Raw genomic sequence first — 16,150 nt, 5'->3', positions numbered from 1 at the left:
AGCAGGTTCTCGGTGTTTGCATGCAAACACCTGCCACCTGCCAGTCAAATCCTTTTGGATTTGACTTACATCATGCCGCCCATACCGCCCATGCCGCCCATGTCACCCATGCCGCCGCCGCCATTGCCTTCTTTCGAAGGCTTGTCGGCGATCATGGCTTCGGTGGTGATCAGCAGACCGGCGACAGATGCCGCATCTTGCAGGGCTGTCCGCACAACTTTGGCCGGGTCAATGACGCCGAACTTGAACATGTCGCCATATTCTTCGGTCTGTGCGTTGAAGCCAAAGTTCTTGTCGTTGCTTTCGCGGATCTTGCCAGCCACGACGGACCCGTCGACGCCAGAGTTTTCCGCGATCTGACGCAGCGGTGCCTCGATTGCCTTGCGGATGATCGAAATGCCGACGTCCTGGTCAGAGTTCGCACCCTTGAGACCTTCAAGCACTTTGCCAGCCTGGATCAAAGCAACGCCGCCACCGACGACAACGCCTTCTTGCACGGCAGCGCGTGTTGCGTTCAGCGCGTCGTCGACGCGGTCTTTACGCTCTTTCACTTCAACCTCGGACATGCCGCCGACGCGAATGACGGCCACACCGCCGGCCAGTTTGGCCACACGTTCCTGCAGCTTTTCGCGGTCGTAATCAGAGGATGTATCCTCGATCTGGCCACGGATCTGGGCGACGCGCGCTTCGATCTCGGACTTGTCGCCAGCACCGTCGACGATGGTGGTTTCGTCCTTGGTGATCGAAATGCGCTTGGCGGAGCCTAGCATGTCGATGGTGACGTTTTCCAGCTTCATGCCGAGGTCTTCAGAGATCACCTGACCACCGGTCAGAATGGCGATATCCTGCAGCATCGCCTTGCGACGATCGCCAAAGCCGGGGGCCTTGACCGCTGCGATCTTCAGACCGCCGCGCAGCTTGTTGACGACGAGTGTCGCCAGCGCTTCGCCTTCGACGTCTTCAGAGATGATCAGCAATGGCTTGCCGGACTGGATCACGGATTCCAGCAGGGGCACCATCGGCTGCAACGATGACAGTTTCTTTTCGTGCAGCAGGATGATCGCATCCTCCAGCTCGACTGTCATTTTCTCTGGGTTGGTCACAAAGTAGGGCGACAGATAGCCACGGTCGAACTGCATGCCTTCGACGACAACGGTTTCCGTTTCCAGACCCTTGTTTTCCTCGACGGTGATCACGCCTTCGTTGCCGACTTTCTGCATCGCGTCCGCAATCTGACGACCGATTTCAGTTTCGCCGTTGGCAGAAATCGTGCCGACCTGTGCGACTTCGTCACTGTCGTTAACGGGGCGTGCAGCAGCCCTGATCGCTTCAACGACTTTCGAGGTCGCCAGATCGATCCCGCGCTTCAGGTCCATCGGGTTCATGCCGGCGGCGACGGACTTCATGCCTTCGCGGACAATCGCCTGTGCCAGAACGGTCGCTGTCGTGGTGCCGTCACCGGCTTCGTCATTGGTGCGGTTGGCCACTTCTTTGACCATCTGCGCGCCCATGTTCTCGAACTTGTCTTCCAGTTCGATTTCCTTGGCCACGGACACGCCGTCCTTGGTGATGCGCGGTGCGCCGAAGGATTTGTCGATGACCACGTTGCGGCCCTTGGGGCCGAGTGTCACTTTGACGGCGTCGGCAAGGATGTTCACACCCTTTAGCATCCGGTTACGCGCGTCGGTGCTGAACTTGACTTCTTTAGCAGCCATTTTCATGTGCTCCTTGAATTATTGGAAAGGGGAAATGCGGCGCCGCCAGGATCACATGATCCCGAGGATGTCGCTTTCCTTCATGATCAACAGCTCTTCGCCGTCGATGCGGACTTCGGTGCCGGACCATTTGCCAAACAGCACTTTGTCGCCTGCCTTGACGGCCATCGGGATCAGCTCTCCGCTGTCCTTGCGTGCGCCTTCGCCCACGCTGACGATTTCACCCTCTGCGGGCTTTTCCTTGGCGGTGTCGGGAATCAGCAGACCGCCTTTAGTCTTCGCATCGCTTTCGATACGGCGGACCAATGCGCGGTCGTGAAGTGGTTTAAATGCCATTTCAGAACTTCTCCAGTTCGGTTATCCTTGGTGTTGGCACTCAGCGACCCCGATTGCCAACACCGGGTAGATATGAACCGATCACGCGGCTGTCAACTGCCTAGCGCGGGGTGATCCGAAGATTTTCGACGGCTTTCCGCCGATGTCGCGATCTGGCGCAGACACCGCCGCAAGCTGGCGATGACGCGGCTGATCCGGCCAGATGCCGGTCACCGTCGCTGCGCGCCGATCTGTTGTTGCACCGATCCGCTGATGTGCGGGGCGGGTCGCCGCGGTCGCAGACATGACCTTTGATTTCGGCGACCTGATTGTCCATGCCGTCAAGACACTCCGCCTCGATGCAGGCACGATCATCTTGTCGCGCACTTTGTCCAACAAGCTGAATGTTGCGCCGATCACGCCGTTCCTGCAACCGGGCGAGCGGGTCCAGATCTGGACGGAGAATGCGCCGAGCCAGTCGATCTTTGGCATGATCGACCAGCACGTCGCGGCACTCTGACGCTCAGGGCTTTTTGGGCGGTTGCGTGTCGTCTTCGGACAGGATGCGCCATGCGTCGCCTTCGAGGTCTTCGTATTGATTTGCCCGCAAGCTCCACAGGAACGCGGCAAGCCCCAAGGCCCCCAGCACCAGAGAGACCGGAATCAGGATCACAAGAACATTCATACCCGGCCTTTCAAACGTAAAGCGTTCACCAAGACGGTGATCGACGATGTGGACATCGCAATCGCCGCCAGCAAAGGCGTGGCAAAGCCTGCGACGGCAATCGGGATGGCGATGACATTGTAAGCCGCCGAGATCGCAAAATTTTCCAGGATCCGTTTCTTGGCGGCACGCGCCACCAGCGGCAGTTCGATCAGCGGCGCAAGACTGTCTTTCAGCAGCACGATGTCCGAGGCCGCCCGCGATGCATCCGCCGCCGTGGCGGGCGACAGCGATGCATAGGCCGCCGTCAGCGCGCCGGTATCGTTCAGCCCGTCACCGACCATCAGCACCTTGGCGCCGGCCTGTGACAGCGCTTTGATGTAGTGGATCTTGTCCTCGGGCTGGGTTTCCGCCTGCCAGCGGTCGATGCCCAGCATCCGGGCGACGCGCGCTGTCTCGGTCCGGTCGTCGCCGGACACCAGATGCACGGCAAGGCCCTGCTTTTGCCATGCCGTGACCAGGTCCTGTGCGCCATCCCGCAGACCGGCATGCAGTTTGATCCTGCGCGGCGCGGCGTGGCCGATCTGAAGGTAGGTGCCGACACCGGCATCCAGCCATGCGCCGGACCCCAGCCGCACAGTCTGGCCATTCCAGACAGCGCTGAGCCCCTTGCCGGAATGTTCTTTCTGGTCGGTCAGTTGCGCAGGTGTCACCCCGTGCAAGGCGGCGGCGATGGCTTGCGAGACCGGATGCGTCGCGTCCTGCGTCATCGCAAGGGCGATCTCCTGTTCATCACTGCTCAGCGTATCGCGCGCGGCGACGGGCATCGTCAGCGTGCCGGTCTTGTCAAAGACGACCGTGTCGATCTCGGCCAGCCGTTCCAGCGCCGTGCCGTCCTTGACGAGCAATCCCGCGCGGAACAGACGCCCCGCCGCGATGGTGGACACCGCAGGCACCGCCAGCCCCAAAGCACAGGGGCAGGTGATGATCAGCACAGCCACCGCGATATTCAGCGACAGCCGCACATCGCCCGAGACATAGACCCAGCCGGTAAATGTGACGATCGCCAGCAAATGCACCATCGGCGAATAGAACGCCGCCGCACGATCCGCGATCGCGGTGTATTTGTTGCGCACGGCCTCGGCGGCATCGACCATCGTCACCATCTTGCGCAGGGTCGTGTCCATGCCCACGGTCGCCGCGCGGATCGTCAGCGGGCCGGTCATGTTGACCTCGCCCGCCGTGACAGGCGCGCCGGTGGCGGCATGGTGCAGGCGGCTTTCGCCGGTCAGCATGGACCGGTCGATCTGGCTGGCACCTTCGGTCACAGTCCCGTCCACAGGGATACGCCCGCCCGGCAGGACCAATACCAGATCACCCAAGGCAAGATCCGCGAAATCCACCATCTCGCGCACACCGTCACGCAGGCGCATGACGCGCGGGACTTCGAGCGCGGCCAGTTGCGCGGCAGCGGATGCAGCAGCCTTGCGGCTGCGGTGGTCCAGATAGCGCCCGATCAGCAGGAAGAACACCAGCGACACTGCCGCCTCGAAATAGGCATGTTCGCCACCATAGACGGTTTCGAACAGCGACATGCCGGTGGTCAGGATCAAGGCCAGCGAGATCGGCACATCCATGTTCAGCCGCCGCACGCGCAAGGCGGACCAAGCATGCTGAAAGAACGGCTGACCCGCATAAGCGACGGCAGGGATCGAGATCGCGGCGCTGATCAGGTGGAACATGTGCTGGGTCGCGCCCACAGCCCCCGACCAAATCGCCACCGACATCAGCATCACATTCATCATGGCAAAGCCCGATACTGCAATGCGGGTCATCAAGGCGCTGCCGACAGGGTCTTTTTCCGCGCTCAGAAGGCTGGAATCAAGGCTGCGCGCCTCGAACCCCGCCAGTTCCAGCGTGTCGATCAGGGATTCGGGTGCTATGGGCCGGTCAAGACCAACCGTCACGCGTTTCATCGACAGGTTGACGCGGGCAGAGGCGACACCGTCAAGCCGTTCCAGCGCGCGTTCCACGCCGGTGATGCAGGCGACGCAATGGATCGCGGGCAAGGACAGCATGATCTGTTCGACCCCGCGCGACGCGGCTTTGGTCAGCGTCGCTTCGGGGATGCCGATGCAGGCGGGGCAGGCGGCTGCGTCGCTCATCGGTCACGCAACTGGATACGGCGGCGGAAGATCGTGCCGTCCGCGGATTCCAGCTCCAGCCGCAGGTTCCAGTAACCGTCGCGCGACGGCACCATCGCAGTCAGGGCGGTCCCGGTCCATGCGAAATCGGGGGTCATATCTTCGCCTGTGTGGGTCGCGCGGCCAAAGATCGCCTTGCGGACCTGCGGTTGCACCGCCGCGCCATCGGTGTCCCGGATCGCCAGCGTCAGCAGGCCGTCATCCAGCGTCGCGTCGACGTTCCAGCCCAGCGCATCCTGCGCCGCACGATCTACCTCGAAGGTCTGGCTTGCGACATAGGTGCTGCGCGCTTCGACACCGGGAAAGGTGGAAATCGCAAGATAGGCCATCCCGAGATTGACGGCGATGATGATCCCGAACCCGCCGACCATCAGCGCCAGCATATGCTTGCCGGTGAATTGGCGTGGCTCTTGTGCATGTGCGGTCATTGCGATGCCCTTCCGTTGAAAATCGTGTCCGTGTAGGCCCGTTCGCCCGAAATCACGTCTTCGACCCAGAACCGCAGGTCGGTCCGGTCGGCGCTCGCGGCCGGATCACCTGGGCGGGCAGAGACATAGACCCGTTGGAGCAGGGTTTCGTTGGCGGGAACGACGACCCTGCGTTCGTCGGTGCCTTCCAGCGCGATGCGCAGGATATCGTCCGACCGCAGCGACAGATGGAATTCGCGATCCTCGCCCAATTTGTTGAGCAGGCGGATATCGTAGATATTGCGCACCGTGCCGTCGCTCAGCACGACAAAGGTCGGATTGCGCACAGGCGACACGGTCATTTCCAGATCGGCGCGGATGAACATCGCAAAGACCAGGCCGACACCGATGGCGGCCCACATCACGGTATAAAGCATGGTGCGGAACCGCAGGACATGCGCCCAAATGGGCTTCGCCGGTTTGCCTTGCGATTCAGCCTCCTGGTCGGACAGGGCCAGATAGTCGATCAACCCGCGCGGTTTGCCGATCTTGGCCATCACGTCATCGCAGGCGTCGATGCACAACGCGCAGGTGATGCATTCCATCTGCTGGCCGTCGCGGATGTCGATCCCGGCAGGGCAGACGTTGACGCAGGCCATGCAGTCGATGCAATCGCCCGCCCCCTCGACGCGCTGTTTGCCGCGAGGCTCGCCCCGCCAGTCGCGATAGGCGACGGTCAGCGTTTCGGGGTCCATCATCGCGGCCTGAATGCGCGGCCATGGGCACATGTAATTGCAGACCTGTTCGCGCATGAACCCGCCAAAGACGAATGTCGTGGCGGTCAGCACCCCGATCGTGGCCCAAGCGACGAAGGGCGCCTGAAACGTCACCAGATCACGGGCCAGTGTGGGGGCATCCGCGAAATAGAACACCCACGCCCCGCCGGTCGCCACGGCGATCAGCAGCCAGACGGTCCATTTCGTCAAACGCAACCGGATCTTGCGCGCATCCCATTTGGCGTTCCACAGCCGTACGCGGGCGTTGCGGTCGCCTTCGATCCAGCGTTCGACAAGGATGAAAAGGTCTGTCCACACCGTCTGCGGGCAAGTGTACCCGCACCAGACGCGGCCCAGCGCCGAGGTGAACAGGAATAGGCCCAGCCCGGCCATGATGAGCAATCCAGCCACGAAATAGAATTCATGCGACCAGATTTCGACCCAGAAGAAATAGAACCGCCGGTGCGCCATGTCGATCAGGACCGCCTGATCGGGCAGGTTCGGCCCCCGGTCCCATCTGATCCACGGGGTCAGGTAATAGATGCCAAGCGTGACCGCCATCACCCACCATTTGAGATTGCGGTAGTAGCCTTTCACGCGGCGGGGAAAAATCGGCTCTCGCGGCGCATAAAGCGGCTGGTTTTCGGAGGTAGACATTGGATACCTTGTCAAAACGGGTCTGTTCGCAGGCTCCGTTCTATAGACGCCGTCGCAAACAACCTTGATGTGGATCAACCATCCCTCTCGCTTTTGATTTTGAAGCGGCGTAAGTCAGGTCCCATGCAGATCATCCGCCTCGAAAACACCGGCTCTTTACCCTTGTGGCGCAGACCCATCGCGCTTTTGTTCGTGATGGCGATGGCAATGCCGGTCGCTTTTGCGACATGGTCGGCGCTGTTGAACAATTTCGTGATCGAGGTGGCGCAGTTCGACGGGTCGGACATCGGCTGGCTGCATTCGGTGCGCGAAATACCGGGGTTTTTCGCTATCGGGGTGATCGCGCTCATCATGTTCATCCGCGAACAGGTGCTGGGGCTGGTGGCCCTGATCATGCTGGGTACGGCCACCGCCGTGACGGCACAATTTCCCAGCCTTGCCGGGATCCTGACGGTGACGATGCTATCCTCGATCGGGTTTCACTATTACGAGACGGTCAACCAGTCGTTGCAACTGCAATGGATCGACAAAAAGAAGGCCCCGCAGACGCTGGGCTGGCTGTTGTCGGCTGGGTCGGCCGCGACCCTCGTGGTCTATCTGCTGATCGTGCTGACATGGGACCGGCTGGGCCTCAGCTTTACGCTGGTCTATTGGCTGTCGGGCGGGTTCACGGCGGTTGTTGCGATCTTTTGCCTGTTGGCCTATCCGCAGTTCGAATCGCCCCATCCGCAGAACAAGCGCATGGTGCTGCGCCAGCGCTATTGGCTTTATTATGCGCTGCAGTTCATGTCGGGCGCGCGGCGCCAGATCTTCATCGTCTTTGCGGGTTTTATGATGGTCGAGAAATTCGGCTTCAGCGTGTCGGACATCACCCGCCTGTTCATGTTCACGCTGCTGGTCAACATGATCGCGGCCCCGTTTCTGGGGCGGCTGGTGCAGGTGTTCGGCGAACGCCGTGCCATGGTCATCGAATACGTCGGGCTGACTTTCGTGTTCTTCGCCTATGGCGGGCTTTACTATTTCGGCTGGGGTGTGGCGCTGGCGACGGCGCTTTACATCATCAACCACATCTTCTTCAGCCTTGCACTGGCGATGAAGACCTATTTCCAGAAAATCGCGGACCCTGCCGATATCGCACCCACCGCCGCGGTCGCCTTTACCATCAACCATATCGCGGCGGTGTTCCTGCCCGCGCTGCTGGGGTATGTCTGGCTGACCTCGCCTGCCTATGTGTTCATGCTGGCGGCTGGCATGGCGCTGGTGTCGCTGGGGCTGTCGCTGCTCATCCCCCGCCATCCCGGCCCTGGTCACGAGACGGTGTTCCAAAGCCGCCTGCTGGTCGCGGCAGAGTAGAAATCCCGGTCTTTCGCCCTATATCTGATGCACAGCACAGGAGTCCGCTATGTTTTTCATGAAAAGCGCCAAATCCGAAATGATCTCGCCCGATGCCGCCCTGCCGGGGCGCGCGCACCCGATCACGACCGCCGCGACGCATTTTGTCTACGGCACGCCGATCAGCGCGGATGTCCCCGCGGGGATGGAGGTCGCGATTTTCGGCATGGGCTGTTTCTGGGGCGTAGAACGCATGTTCTGGAAACTGGACGGCGTGCAATCGACCATGGTCGGCTACGCGGGCGGCTATACCCCCAACGCCACCTATGAAGAGGTCTGCACCGGCAAGACCGGCCATAACGAAGTGGTGCGCGTGGTCTATGACCCCACCGTGATCAGCTATGACCAGTTGTTGCAGGTGTTCTGGGAAGGTCACGACCCGACCCAAGGCATGCGGCAGGGCAATGACCGTGGCACGCAATACCGGTCCGGCATCTATACGTTCAACGCCGCACAAAAGCAGGCGGCCGAGGCGTCGCGCGACGCGTTCGCTCCGCGTCTGACGCAGGCAGGCTATGGTGCCATCACGACCGAGATCGTGGATGCCCCCACCTTCTATTTCGCCGAGGATTATCACCAGCAATATCTGGCCAAGAACCCGAACGGTTATTGCGGGATTGGCGGCACGGGGGTGACTTGTCCCATCGGTGTCGGCGCTTGACGATGGCGTGATGCGGACCTAAGCCGCACCATCCTTTTTGAAAGCGATGGCGATGACGACCTATACTGCCCTGACCACCATGCCCGGCGAAGACGCGGCCTATGCGCTGTGCGAAGCGCTTGAACAGCTGGACCCCGAACCGATCGGGACCGGCGTGTTCGAGATCGAGGACGGGTCGGGCCTGTGGGAGGTCGCGGCCTATGTTACGGATCGTCCCGATGCGGGCGTGCTCGCCGTGCTTGCGGCGCTGCATGGCGCCAAGCCATTCACGATCTCCGAAGTGCCCGATCAGGACTGGGTCTCCAAGGTACAGCGCGATCTGGCACCTGTCCCAGCGGGGCGTTTTTTCGTCTACGGATCGCATGATGCCGACAAGGTGCCCGACGGCAGCGTCCCCCTGCTGATCGAGGCAGCGATGGCCTTTGGCACCGGCCATCACGGCACGACGCTGGGCTGTCTGCTGGCCTTCGAGGAGGTGCTGGAGATGGGCTTTACCAGCGGGCGCATCCTTGACCTTGGCTGCGGCACGGCGGTGCTGGCAATGGCGGCGGCCAAGGTGCTGGGCGGGCCGGTTCTGGCCAGCGACATCGACCCTGTTGCGATCGACGTGGCCCGCGCAAACGTGGTTGCAAACAACCTGAACGGGAAGGTCGATTGCGTCGTGGCTGCGGGTTTCAACAATGACGATCCGCGCATGGACGGTGCCTTCGATCTGATTTTCGCAAATATTCTGAAAGGTCCGCTGGTTAACCTTGCACCGGAAATCAGCCGTCACACACAACCGGGCGGCTATCTGATTCTCTCTGGTATTCTGAACGAACAGGCCGCAGAGGTCGTCACGGTTTATGCCCAAAACGGGTTTGATCTGTGCAAAATATCACAGATTGGTGATTGGACGACCCTGATCGTGCGCAGGATGCCGCCGAAATGACTATCTTAAGTGCAGTGACGTCATAAAAAGCTTGTCCGGGACGCCCTTTTTAGCGATCTTGGTGTTGTTAAAGTTGTTCATTTATCGGGTGGTTCATCCATGGCGCAGGCCAACGTTCCTTTTGACAAGCGTTTGAAGCAGATTGTGCGCAAGCACGAGCGGCTTTCCAAAGGTGGTGTCAAGACGGTGACCTCTGACGGTTTGATCGTGGTCAAGCCGCGTGTGTATCGTCCCCGGTTCCCGTTGCGCGGAATGATACTGCTTGTGGTTGTGGGCTTCCTGTTCAAAGGACTGTTTCTGGCCAGTGTGGGAGAGGTTGCTTATGGCGAACGCGTTGCCAGCCTCGCGCAGGGCAGTGTGATGGACCGCGCAGGCGCTTGGGTCATGCAGATCGACCCGGCGACCATGATCATCGCGGGCTTTCTGTCCGACGATCTGAACTGACCCATCCCAAAAGAAAAAGCCGCACTGTTTCCAGCGCGGCTTTCATATTTTGATACGTGTGACTTAGCGTGCGCCGCGTGTTGCGATGCTGTCGATATCGCCGATGCAAAGGCCGATGTCGTCCAGTTCGCGCGCGGACAGCTTGGACAACGCGTTGCGGGTGATCCGCGCATCATTCCATGCAGCGATCGCGGCGATGGCGGAAACGAAAAAACTTGTCATTCGACCGGCAGACATGCCGGCGGTGGTGCGGTTGGTTGCAAAAGTGGCCATGGCCATGATCCTTATCTGTGCTGCTGTGCAGCGAAAAACTGATAGGCCGCACTTATGAGCCTTTCCCGCGCCGCACCAGAGCTGTTTTTGCATGGGTCATATGCGTTTTCAGAATGACTAATATTTGTGCAATACTTTCGTAACACTCCTTTAATCATTGGGCTTCGCGATGTCGCTTTCAGCGCGCAAAGCGCCGCCCGCTGGCGGTGCACCCGCAAAGCCGCTTGGTCTTTGTTCGCCTTTTGTGCTAGCGTTTCTGCAACAAAGAACAACGGGGCGAGCAATGCGTGTATTGGGGATAGATCCGGGCCTGCGGAACATGGGCTGGGGACTGATCGATGTGGCCGGGTCGCGGATCACGCATGTTGCCAACGGGATCGCCCATTCGACGGGGAATGATCTGGCCATGCGCCTGTTATCCTTGCATGACCAGCTTGCCGCCATGATCGCGCTGCATGGACCGACCGAGGCTGCGGTCGAACAGACCTTCGTCAACAAGGACGGTGTCGGCACGCTGAAACTGGGGCAGGCGCGGGGGATCGCGCTTTTGGTCACGGCGCAGGCGGGGCTGATCATCGGGGAATATGCGCCCAATGCGGTGAAAAAGGCCGTGGTCGGTGTGGGTCATGCCGACAAGGTGCAGATCGCGCATATGGTCAAACTGCAATTGCCCGGTGTGAAACTGGCGGGGCCGGATGCCGCCGATGCGCTCGCCATCGCGATCTGCCATGCCCATCACCTGCAATCGGCCAATCGGTTGAACGCAGCGCTCGCAAAGGCCAGCGCATGATCGGGAAAATTGCCGGACGGCTGGAATATCGCAGCACCGACCACGTGCTGATCGACGTGCGCGGGGTAGGCTATCTGGTCTATGTGTCTGACCGCGTGATGGCCGGCCTGCCGCGCAACGGCGAAGCTGTGGCGCTTTATACTGACCTGCTGGTGCGTGAAGACCTGATGCAGCTTTTCGGTTTCACGACGCTGGTGGAAAAGGAATGGCACCGCCTGTTGATGTCAGTGCAGGGGATTGGGGCGAAAGCCTCGCTGGCGATCCTTGGCGCGCTGGGGGCGGATGGCGTCAGCCGCGCGATTGCGCTGGGTGACTGGAACGCCGTGGCCAAGGCCAAGGGCGTGGGGCCGAAAACCGCGCAGCGCGTGATCATCGAGCTGAAAGACAAGGCCCCCGGTGTGATGGCGCTTGGTGCGGGCCTGACCGCCGCAACTGGCGATGACGTGATAGAGGCCGACCCCGCCGCCGCACCGCGCGCCACCCCGCAACCCGCCAGCACTGCGCAGGCCGATGCGATGTCGGCACTGGCGAACCTTGGCTATGCGCCGGGTGATGCGGCAAGTGCTGTGGCGCAGGCGCTGGGCGCAGATCCGCAGGCGGATGCCTCTGCGCTGATCCGCGCCGCCTTGAAGCTGCTGGCGCCGAAAGGCTAGATGGGCGGATGACCCAGCCCGACCCCACCCTGCGCCCTGAACGCCAGCCCGAGGATGCCGACCGCGCCCTGCGGCCGCAGACCTTGGACGAATTCATCGGCCAGCGCGAGGCGCGCGCGAACCTCAAGGTGTTCATCGAAAGCGCACGTCGTCGGGGCGAGGCGATGGATCACACGCTGTTCCATGGTCCCCCCGGTCTGGGCAAGACCACACTGGCGCAGATCATGGCGCGCGAATTGGGTGTTGGCTTTCGCATGACATCGGGTCCGGTGCTGGCCAAGGCGGGCGATCTGGCCGCGATCCTGACCAATCTCGAAGCGCGCGATGTGCTGTTCATCGACGAAATCCACCGGCTTAACCCTGCGGTGGAAGAGGTGCTCTATCCCGCGCTCGAAGATTTCGCGCTGGATCTGGTGATCGGCGAAGGCCCTGCCGCGCGCACCGTGCGGATCGAACTCCAGCCTTTCACCTTGGTCGGTGCGACCACCCGCATGGGCCTGCTGACCACGCCGCTCCGTGACCGTTTCGGCATTCCGACACGGCTGGAATTCTACACGCAGGACGAATTGCACCTGATCGTCACACGTGCCGCCCGCCTGCTGGGTGCGCCCGCCGCGGATGAGGGCGCGCGCGAGATCGCCCGCCGTGCGCGGGGCACGCCGCGGATCGCGGGGCGGTTGCTGCGTCGCGTCGTCGATTTCGCGATCGTCGAAGGCGATGGCACCGTCACGCAGGAAATCGCCGATATGGCGCTGAACCGGCTGGGCGTCGATGATCTGGGGCTGGATCAGGCCGACCGCCGCTATCTGCGGCTGATAGCGGAAAGCTATGCCGGCGGGCCTGTGGGCATCGAAACACTGTCCGCCGCCCTATCCGAAAGCCGCGACAGTCTGGAGGATGTGATCGAGCCATACTTGCTGCAAAAAGGCCTGATCCAGCGCACCCCGCGCGGGCGGATGCTGGCGCAGGCGGCTTGGACCCATCTGGGGTTGGACGCGCCACGACCGCAATCGGATTTGTTTGGATAGATGACGGACCTTGCCCCCTATTTCACCCGCTCTGACGGCGCCTACGTGTTTGCCCGCTGGGGGCGGCCCATCGTGCCGGTGGTCTTTGGTGTCGATGATGCGACGCTTGCGGTGTTCAAAGGCGCGATCGAGGCGGTGGTCGTGCTGGCCAATCACAAGATGGATGAGGTCGATACCGAACTGGGTGCAAACCTGATGGTGTTTTTCTGCCGCGACTGGGCGGAATTGACCGAGGTGCCGCATCTGGACCGGCTGGTGCCCGACCTTGCGCCGCTGGTTGCCCGGTTGCAGCAGGCAGAGGCCAACCAATACCGGATTTTCCGGTTCGATGATGCGGGCGGGATCAAGGCTGCCTTTGTCTTTCTGCGGCTGGACGCGCATCTGGAACAGGTGCCTGCCGATACGCTCGCCTTGTCACAGGCTGTGCAGGTGATCGTGCTCTGGTCCGACCTGGCGTTCACCGACACCCCGCCACTGGCGCTGATCGACGGCAAGGCCGTGCTGCGGCCAGAGGTGGCGGATGTGATCCGCGCGGCTTATGATCCGGTGATGCCGGTTGCGGCGCGCGATCCCGCCCATGCGCTGCGGCTTGCCGCCCGTGTTCAAAGGCCTGCCTGACGCAGAGATGATCAGTTCTCTATCGCGACCGGGTGTTGGGTCGCTTCAGCCTTGGCAACGTCGGGGACATGCCCGCAGTTTCCACACTCTTCGATCATGCGGTCCCCTGCGGGCTTGTCGGTCTAGCGTCATACCGCCGGATCACTCCACGGGAAGAAAGGCGTCGGCTGACATTTCTGTCGGTCTCTCGACGCAGCGATCCACGCCGCCGCCGCCGTAGCGCAGGCGCTGGGCGTCCTGATCCACCATGACGATGTCAAGATCGGCACAGCTTGTCACGCCAAAGGGTGGTCCGTTGACGCAATCGGTGAAGTCGACAGCCTCGCCGATCACAAGAGGATATTCTGCAAGACCGACGGCCCCCCAAAGATCGGGCACATCCACAAAGATCGTCACCAGCGACTAGTCGTTGACAAGATTGATGGCCAGGGCACCCGCGGGTTCCTCGACATTTCCCTGCTGTTCCCATGGGCCGCCGGAGGCGTATTCGAAGATCTGCGTCCGGAGTTCTTCATCGGTATAAACGGCGACAAGCAGTTCCTGCTTTTCCTCGCTGAAGGTTGTGGTCATGCGCAGATAGGCCGTGCCGCCGTCGGGGGTGGGCTGTGCTGCGGCCTCAGTCTGCCATGTCCCGACGATGTCGGACGGCGTGGTGTTGGCGATGGCCGGGACAGCGGTCGCGGCGCCAAGGAAGAACACTGCTCCCAAGCTGCGATAGTTCATTTGATATCCTTTCCTGGTGGTGACGGGTCGATGGGCGCGCCATCAGTATATCCAATGGAAATTTCCATTGGATATATAAGTGCCGGCCAGTGCGGCGTTGTCCAGCCAAGATTTCCGCTGTAAACAATTTCGTGAGACGGCAGTAACCAACCGCACAAAGTGCTTGTTCCGTCGATGCCGCGATTTGACAGAAAAGCCACTGAATGACCCCAATTCACGATCAACCCCAAACGGCCACCCGCGCTGTCGCTACGCACAGGTTTGACCTGCGCGTCTATTACGAGGACACCGATCTGGCGGGGATCGTCTATTACGCCAATTACCTGAAATTCATCGAACGCGCGCGCAGCGAATGGGTACGCGAGCTTGGCATCGACCAGACGCGAATGAAGGCCGAAGGGCAGGTTTTCGCTGTCCGCAGGGTCGAGGCGGACTATCTGTCGCCCGCCCGCTATGACGATGTGCTGCATGTCGAAACCGTGATGCTGCCGGGGTCAGGCGCGCGTCTTGTGATGCAGCAGGACGTCAAACGCGGGGATATGGTGCTGTTTTCTGCCGTCGTGACCATCATCTGCATGACCAGCGACGGCACCGTCGTGCGTCTACCGGCGGCGATCCGCCAAGCCGGGCGCTAAAATCACGCGCAATTCGGCTTTGTGATGCTGGTTTGGTTGGATTTAGCTTATGCTTTGCGCTAATGATGGGTGCAATTGAGCCCGAACAGGGCCGTCAGGCAGAGCAGGCACATGGAAGTAGCACACGAATTCACAATGTGGGCGTTGTTCGCGCGCGCCACGATCATCGTAAAACTGGTGATGATCATGCTGGTCTTCGCATCGATCTGGTGCTGGGCGATCATCATCGACAAGACCATCCAGTATCGCCGCGCCAGGACCGAGGCGGACATATTCGACCGCGCCTTCTGGTCGGGGGAACCACTGGATCAATTGTTCGACCAGATCGGCCCTGACCCTGACGGCGCCTCCGAAAAGATCTTCGCGGCGGGGATGCTCGAATGGCGCAGGTCGCACAGGCAGGATGGTGGCCTGATCGCGGGGGCGACCGCACGCATCGACAGGTCGATGGATGTCGCAATCGCCAAGGAATCCGGACGGCTGCAAAAAAGTCTGGCGGTTCTTGCGACGGTCGGATCGACGGCCCCTTTCGTCGGGCTGTTCGGCACCGTCTGGGGCATCATGAACGCCTTCATCGAGATCGCAGAGGCGCAGAATACCAATCTTGCCGTGGTTGCACCCGGCATTGCCGAGGCGTTGCTGGCGACGGGCCTTGGCCTGTTGGCGGCTATTCCGGCCGTCATCTATTACAACAAACTGTCGGCCGACAGTGACCGGATCGTGGCAGGATACGAGGCTTTCGCCGATGAATTCGCCACCATCCTGAGCCGGCAACTGGATAGCTGAGATGAGCGCGGGTGCCATAAAGACAGTGGACAGCGGTGGCGGCAGGGGCCGCCGCAGGTCGCGCCGTGCGCTGCCGATGTCGGAAATCAACGTCACCCCCTTCGTCGACATCATGCTTGTTCTGCTGATCATCTTCATGGTGGCGGCCCCTTTGTCGGTCGTCGGTGTCCCGGTGGAATTGCCACAAACCGCCGCTACCGCCTTGCCCGGTGACGAAGAGGAGCCGCTCACTGTGACAATCACCGCCCAGGGCGTCGTGATGATCCAGGAAACCGAAGTGCCGCCTGCTGAACTTGTCACGCGCCTGCGCGCCATCGCGGCGGAACGTACCAGCAACAAGATCTTCCTGCGCGCCGATGGGTCCAACGCGTGGAACCGCGTGGCCGAGGTGATGGGCGCGCTGAATGCGGGCGGATTTTCCGACATCGGCCTCGTGACGGATATCGGCGGCCCGACCTTCGACGGTTCCGACGGATAA

At 61.3% G+C, this 16,150-nt stretch carries 21 protein-coding genes; 12 read left to right on the top strand and 9 right to left on the bottom strand.

The window, feature by feature from the left end; genetic code table 11:
• Positions 1 to 65 precede the first annotated feature (65 nt).
• Both groL and H147_RS0107810 read right to left on the bottom strand, forming a co-directional pair.
• The gene (gene groL / locus H147_RS0107815; RefSeq protein ID WP_026352359.1) at positions 66 to 1,715 is read right to left on the bottom strand and encodes a chaperonin GroEL; all 1,650 of its coding nucleotides are present in this window, start codon (positions 1,713 to 1,715) and stop codon (positions 66 to 68) included.
• 51 nt (positions 1,716 to 1,766) lie between these two features.
• Positions 1,767 to 2,051 (bottom strand): co-chaperone GroES, encoded by a 285-nt coding sequence (locus H147_RS0107810; protein WP_026352358.1) that lies wholly within the window; start codon positions 2,049 to 2,051, stop codon positions 1,767 to 1,769.
• 283 nt (positions 2,052 to 2,334) lie between these two features.
• On the opposite strand from H147_RS0107810, the gene H147_RS0107800 reads away from it, so the two are divergent.
• Positions 2,335 to 2,550 carry an FAA hydrolase family protein gene (locus tag H147_RS0107800; RefSeq protein WP_019954798.1) on the top strand — a complete coding sequence of 72 codons (216 nt, stop codon included), beginning with the start codon at positions 2,335 to 2,337 and terminating at the stop codon, positions 2,548 to 2,550.
• Between the two features lie 3 nt (positions 2,551 to 2,553).
• On the opposite strand, the gene ccoS is transcribed toward H147_RS0107800, so the two are convergent.
• The 4 genes from ccoS to ccoG are packed head-to-tail and all read right to left on the bottom strand — an operon-like array spanning position 2,554 to position 6,738.
• Positions 2,554 to 2,715 carry a cbb3-type cytochrome oxidase assembly protein CcoS gene (ccoS, locus tag H147_RS0107795; RefSeq protein ID WP_019954797.1) on the bottom strand — a complete coding sequence of 54 codons (162 nt, stop codon included), beginning with the start codon at positions 2,713 to 2,715 and terminating at the stop codon, positions 2,554 to 2,556.
• The gene (locus tag H147_RS0107790) at positions 2,712 to 4,859 is read right to left on the bottom strand and encodes a heavy metal translocating P-type ATPase (RefSeq protein ID WP_019954796.1); all 2,148 of its coding nucleotides are present in this window, start codon (positions 4,857 to 4,859) and stop codon (positions 2,712 to 2,714) included. Before H147_RS0107790 ends, ccoS begins: the two co-directional genes overlap by 4 nt.
• Positions 4,856 to 5,326 carry a FixH family protein gene (locus H147_RS0107785; protein ID WP_019954795.1) on the bottom strand — a complete coding sequence of 157 codons (471 nt, stop codon included), beginning with the start codon at positions 5,324 to 5,326 and terminating at the stop codon, positions 4,856 to 4,858. The genes H147_RS0107790 and H147_RS0107785 overlap by 4 nt, the downstream gene beginning before the upstream one ends.
• Positions 5,323 to 6,738: a cytochrome c oxidase accessory protein CcoG gene (gene ccoG / locus H147_RS0107780; protein WP_019954794.1), complete on the bottom strand. Its 1,416-nt coding sequence runs from the start codon at positions 6,736 to 6,738 to the stop codon at positions 5,323 to 5,325. The genes H147_RS0107785 and ccoG overlap by 4 nt, the downstream gene beginning before the upstream one ends.
• A 123-nt stretch (positions 6,739 to 6,861) precedes the next feature.
• Between ccoG and H147_RS0107775 the strand changes: the two genes are divergently transcribed.
• The 4 genes from H147_RS0107775 (at position 6,862) to H147_RS0107760 (ending at position 10,166) form a co-directional block, all read left to right on the top strand.
• Positions 6,862 to 8,091 carry an MFS transporter gene (locus H147_RS0107775; RefSeq protein ID WP_019954793.1) on the top strand — a complete coding sequence of 410 codons (1,230 nt, stop codon included), beginning with the start codon at positions 6,862 to 6,864 and terminating at the stop codon, positions 8,089 to 8,091.
• A gap of 49 nt (positions 8,092 to 8,140) precedes the next feature.
• On the top strand, positions 8,141 to 8,791 hold the full coding sequence (gene msrA / locus H147_RS0107770; protein ID WP_019954792.1) for a peptide-methionine (S)-S-oxide reductase MsrA: 651 nt from the start codon (positions 8,141 to 8,143) through the stop codon (positions 8,789 to 8,791).
• A 52-nt stretch (positions 8,792 to 8,843) separates the two neighbouring features.
• Positions 8,844 to 9,722, top strand: a complete 879-nt coding sequence (locus H147_RS0107765) for a 50S ribosomal protein L11 methyltransferase (protein WP_043699560.1) — start codon at positions 8,844 to 8,846, stop codon at positions 9,720 to 9,722.
• Positions 9,723 to 9,821: 99 nt separating this feature from the next.
• A complete protein-coding gene (locus H147_RS0107760; protein ID WP_019954790.1) occupies positions 9,822 to 10,166 on the top strand; it encodes a hypothetical protein in 345 nt (114 codons plus the stop codon).
• 63 nt (positions 10,167 to 10,229) lie between these two features.
• On the opposite strand, the gene H147_RS0107755 is transcribed toward H147_RS0107760, so the two are convergent.
• Entirely contained in the window at positions 10,230 to 10,445 is a 216-nt protein-coding gene (locus H147_RS0107755; RefSeq protein WP_019954789.1) for a DUF1127 domain-containing protein, read from the bottom strand.
• 277 nt (positions 10,446 to 10,722) lie between these two features.
• Here H147_RS0107755 and ruvC point away from each other — a divergent pair, with 277 nt between their 5' ends.
• The 4 genes from ruvC to H147_RS0107735 are packed head-to-tail and all read left to right on the top strand — an operon-like array spanning position 10,723 to position 13,528.
• Complete coding sequence (gene ruvC / locus H147_RS0107750; RefSeq protein WP_026352357.1) at positions 10,723 to 11,229, top strand: crossover junction endodeoxyribonuclease RuvC; 507 nt, start codon at positions 10,723 to 10,725, stop codon at positions 11,227 to 11,229.
• Positions 11,226 to 11,882 (top strand): Holliday junction branch migration protein RuvA, encoded by a 657-nt coding sequence (gene ruvA, locus H147_RS0107745; protein ID WP_019954787.1) that lies wholly within the window; start codon positions 11,226 to 11,228, stop codon positions 11,880 to 11,882. The genes ruvC and ruvA overlap by 4 nt, the downstream gene beginning before the upstream one ends.
• A gap of 8 nt (positions 11,883 to 11,890) precedes the next feature.
• Complete coding sequence (gene ruvB / locus H147_RS0107740; protein WP_019954786.1) at positions 11,891 to 12,910, top strand: Holliday junction branch migration DNA helicase RuvB; 1,020 nt, start codon at positions 11,891 to 11,893, stop codon at positions 12,908 to 12,910.
• A complete protein-coding gene (locus H147_RS0107735; RefSeq protein ID WP_019954785.1) occupies positions 12,911 to 13,528 on the top strand; it encodes a hypothetical protein in 618 nt (205 codons plus the stop codon). It begins immediately after the preceding gene.
• Between the two features lie 141 nt (positions 13,529 to 13,669).
• Here the strand turns inward: H147_RS0107735 and H147_RS0107730 are convergent, their stop codons facing one another.
• Both H147_RS0107730 and H147_RS0107725 read right to left on the bottom strand, forming a co-directional pair.
• Positions 13,670 to 13,924 carry a hypothetical protein gene (locus H147_RS0107730; RefSeq protein ID WP_019954784.1) on the bottom strand — a complete coding sequence of 85 codons (255 nt, stop codon included), beginning with the start codon at positions 13,922 to 13,924 and terminating at the stop codon, positions 13,670 to 13,672.
• 6 nt (positions 13,925 to 13,930) lie between these two features.
• Entirely contained in the window at positions 13,931 to 14,251 is a 321-nt protein-coding gene (locus H147_RS0107725; protein WP_019954783.1) for a hypothetical protein, read from the bottom strand.
• Positions 14,252 to 14,454: 203 nt separating this feature from the next.
• Between H147_RS0107725 and ybgC the strand changes: the two genes are divergently transcribed.
• The 3 genes from ybgC to H147_RS0107710 all read left to right on the top strand — a co-directional run bounded on the left by ybgC (position 14,455) and on the right by H147_RS0107710 (position 16,150).
• On the top strand, positions 14,455 to 14,886 hold the full coding sequence (ybgC, locus tag H147_RS0107720) for a tol-pal system-associated acyl-CoA thioesterase (RefSeq protein WP_019954782.1): 432 nt from the start codon (positions 14,455 to 14,457) through the stop codon (positions 14,884 to 14,886).
• A 111-nt stretch (positions 14,887 to 14,997) separates the two neighbouring features.
• A complete protein-coding gene (tolQ, locus tag H147_RS0107715; RefSeq protein WP_026352355.1) occupies positions 14,998 to 15,672 on the top strand; it encodes a protein TolQ in 675 nt (224 codons plus the stop codon).
• 1 nt (position 15,673) lies between these two features.
• Entirely contained in the window at positions 15,674 to 16,150 is a 477-nt protein-coding gene (locus tag H147_RS0107710; protein ID WP_019954780.1) for an ExbD/TolR family protein, read from the top strand.

The organism is Yoonia vestfoldensis DSM 16212 (genome assembly GCF_000382265.1).
In the GTDB taxonomy this organism is placed as follows: Bacteria; Pseudomonadota; Alphaproteobacteria; order Rhodobacterales; family Rhodobacteraceae; genus Yoonia; species Yoonia vestfoldensis.
Note: the sequence above shows the minus strand (reverse complement) of the source record. Positions and strands in the feature narration are given on the sequence as shown.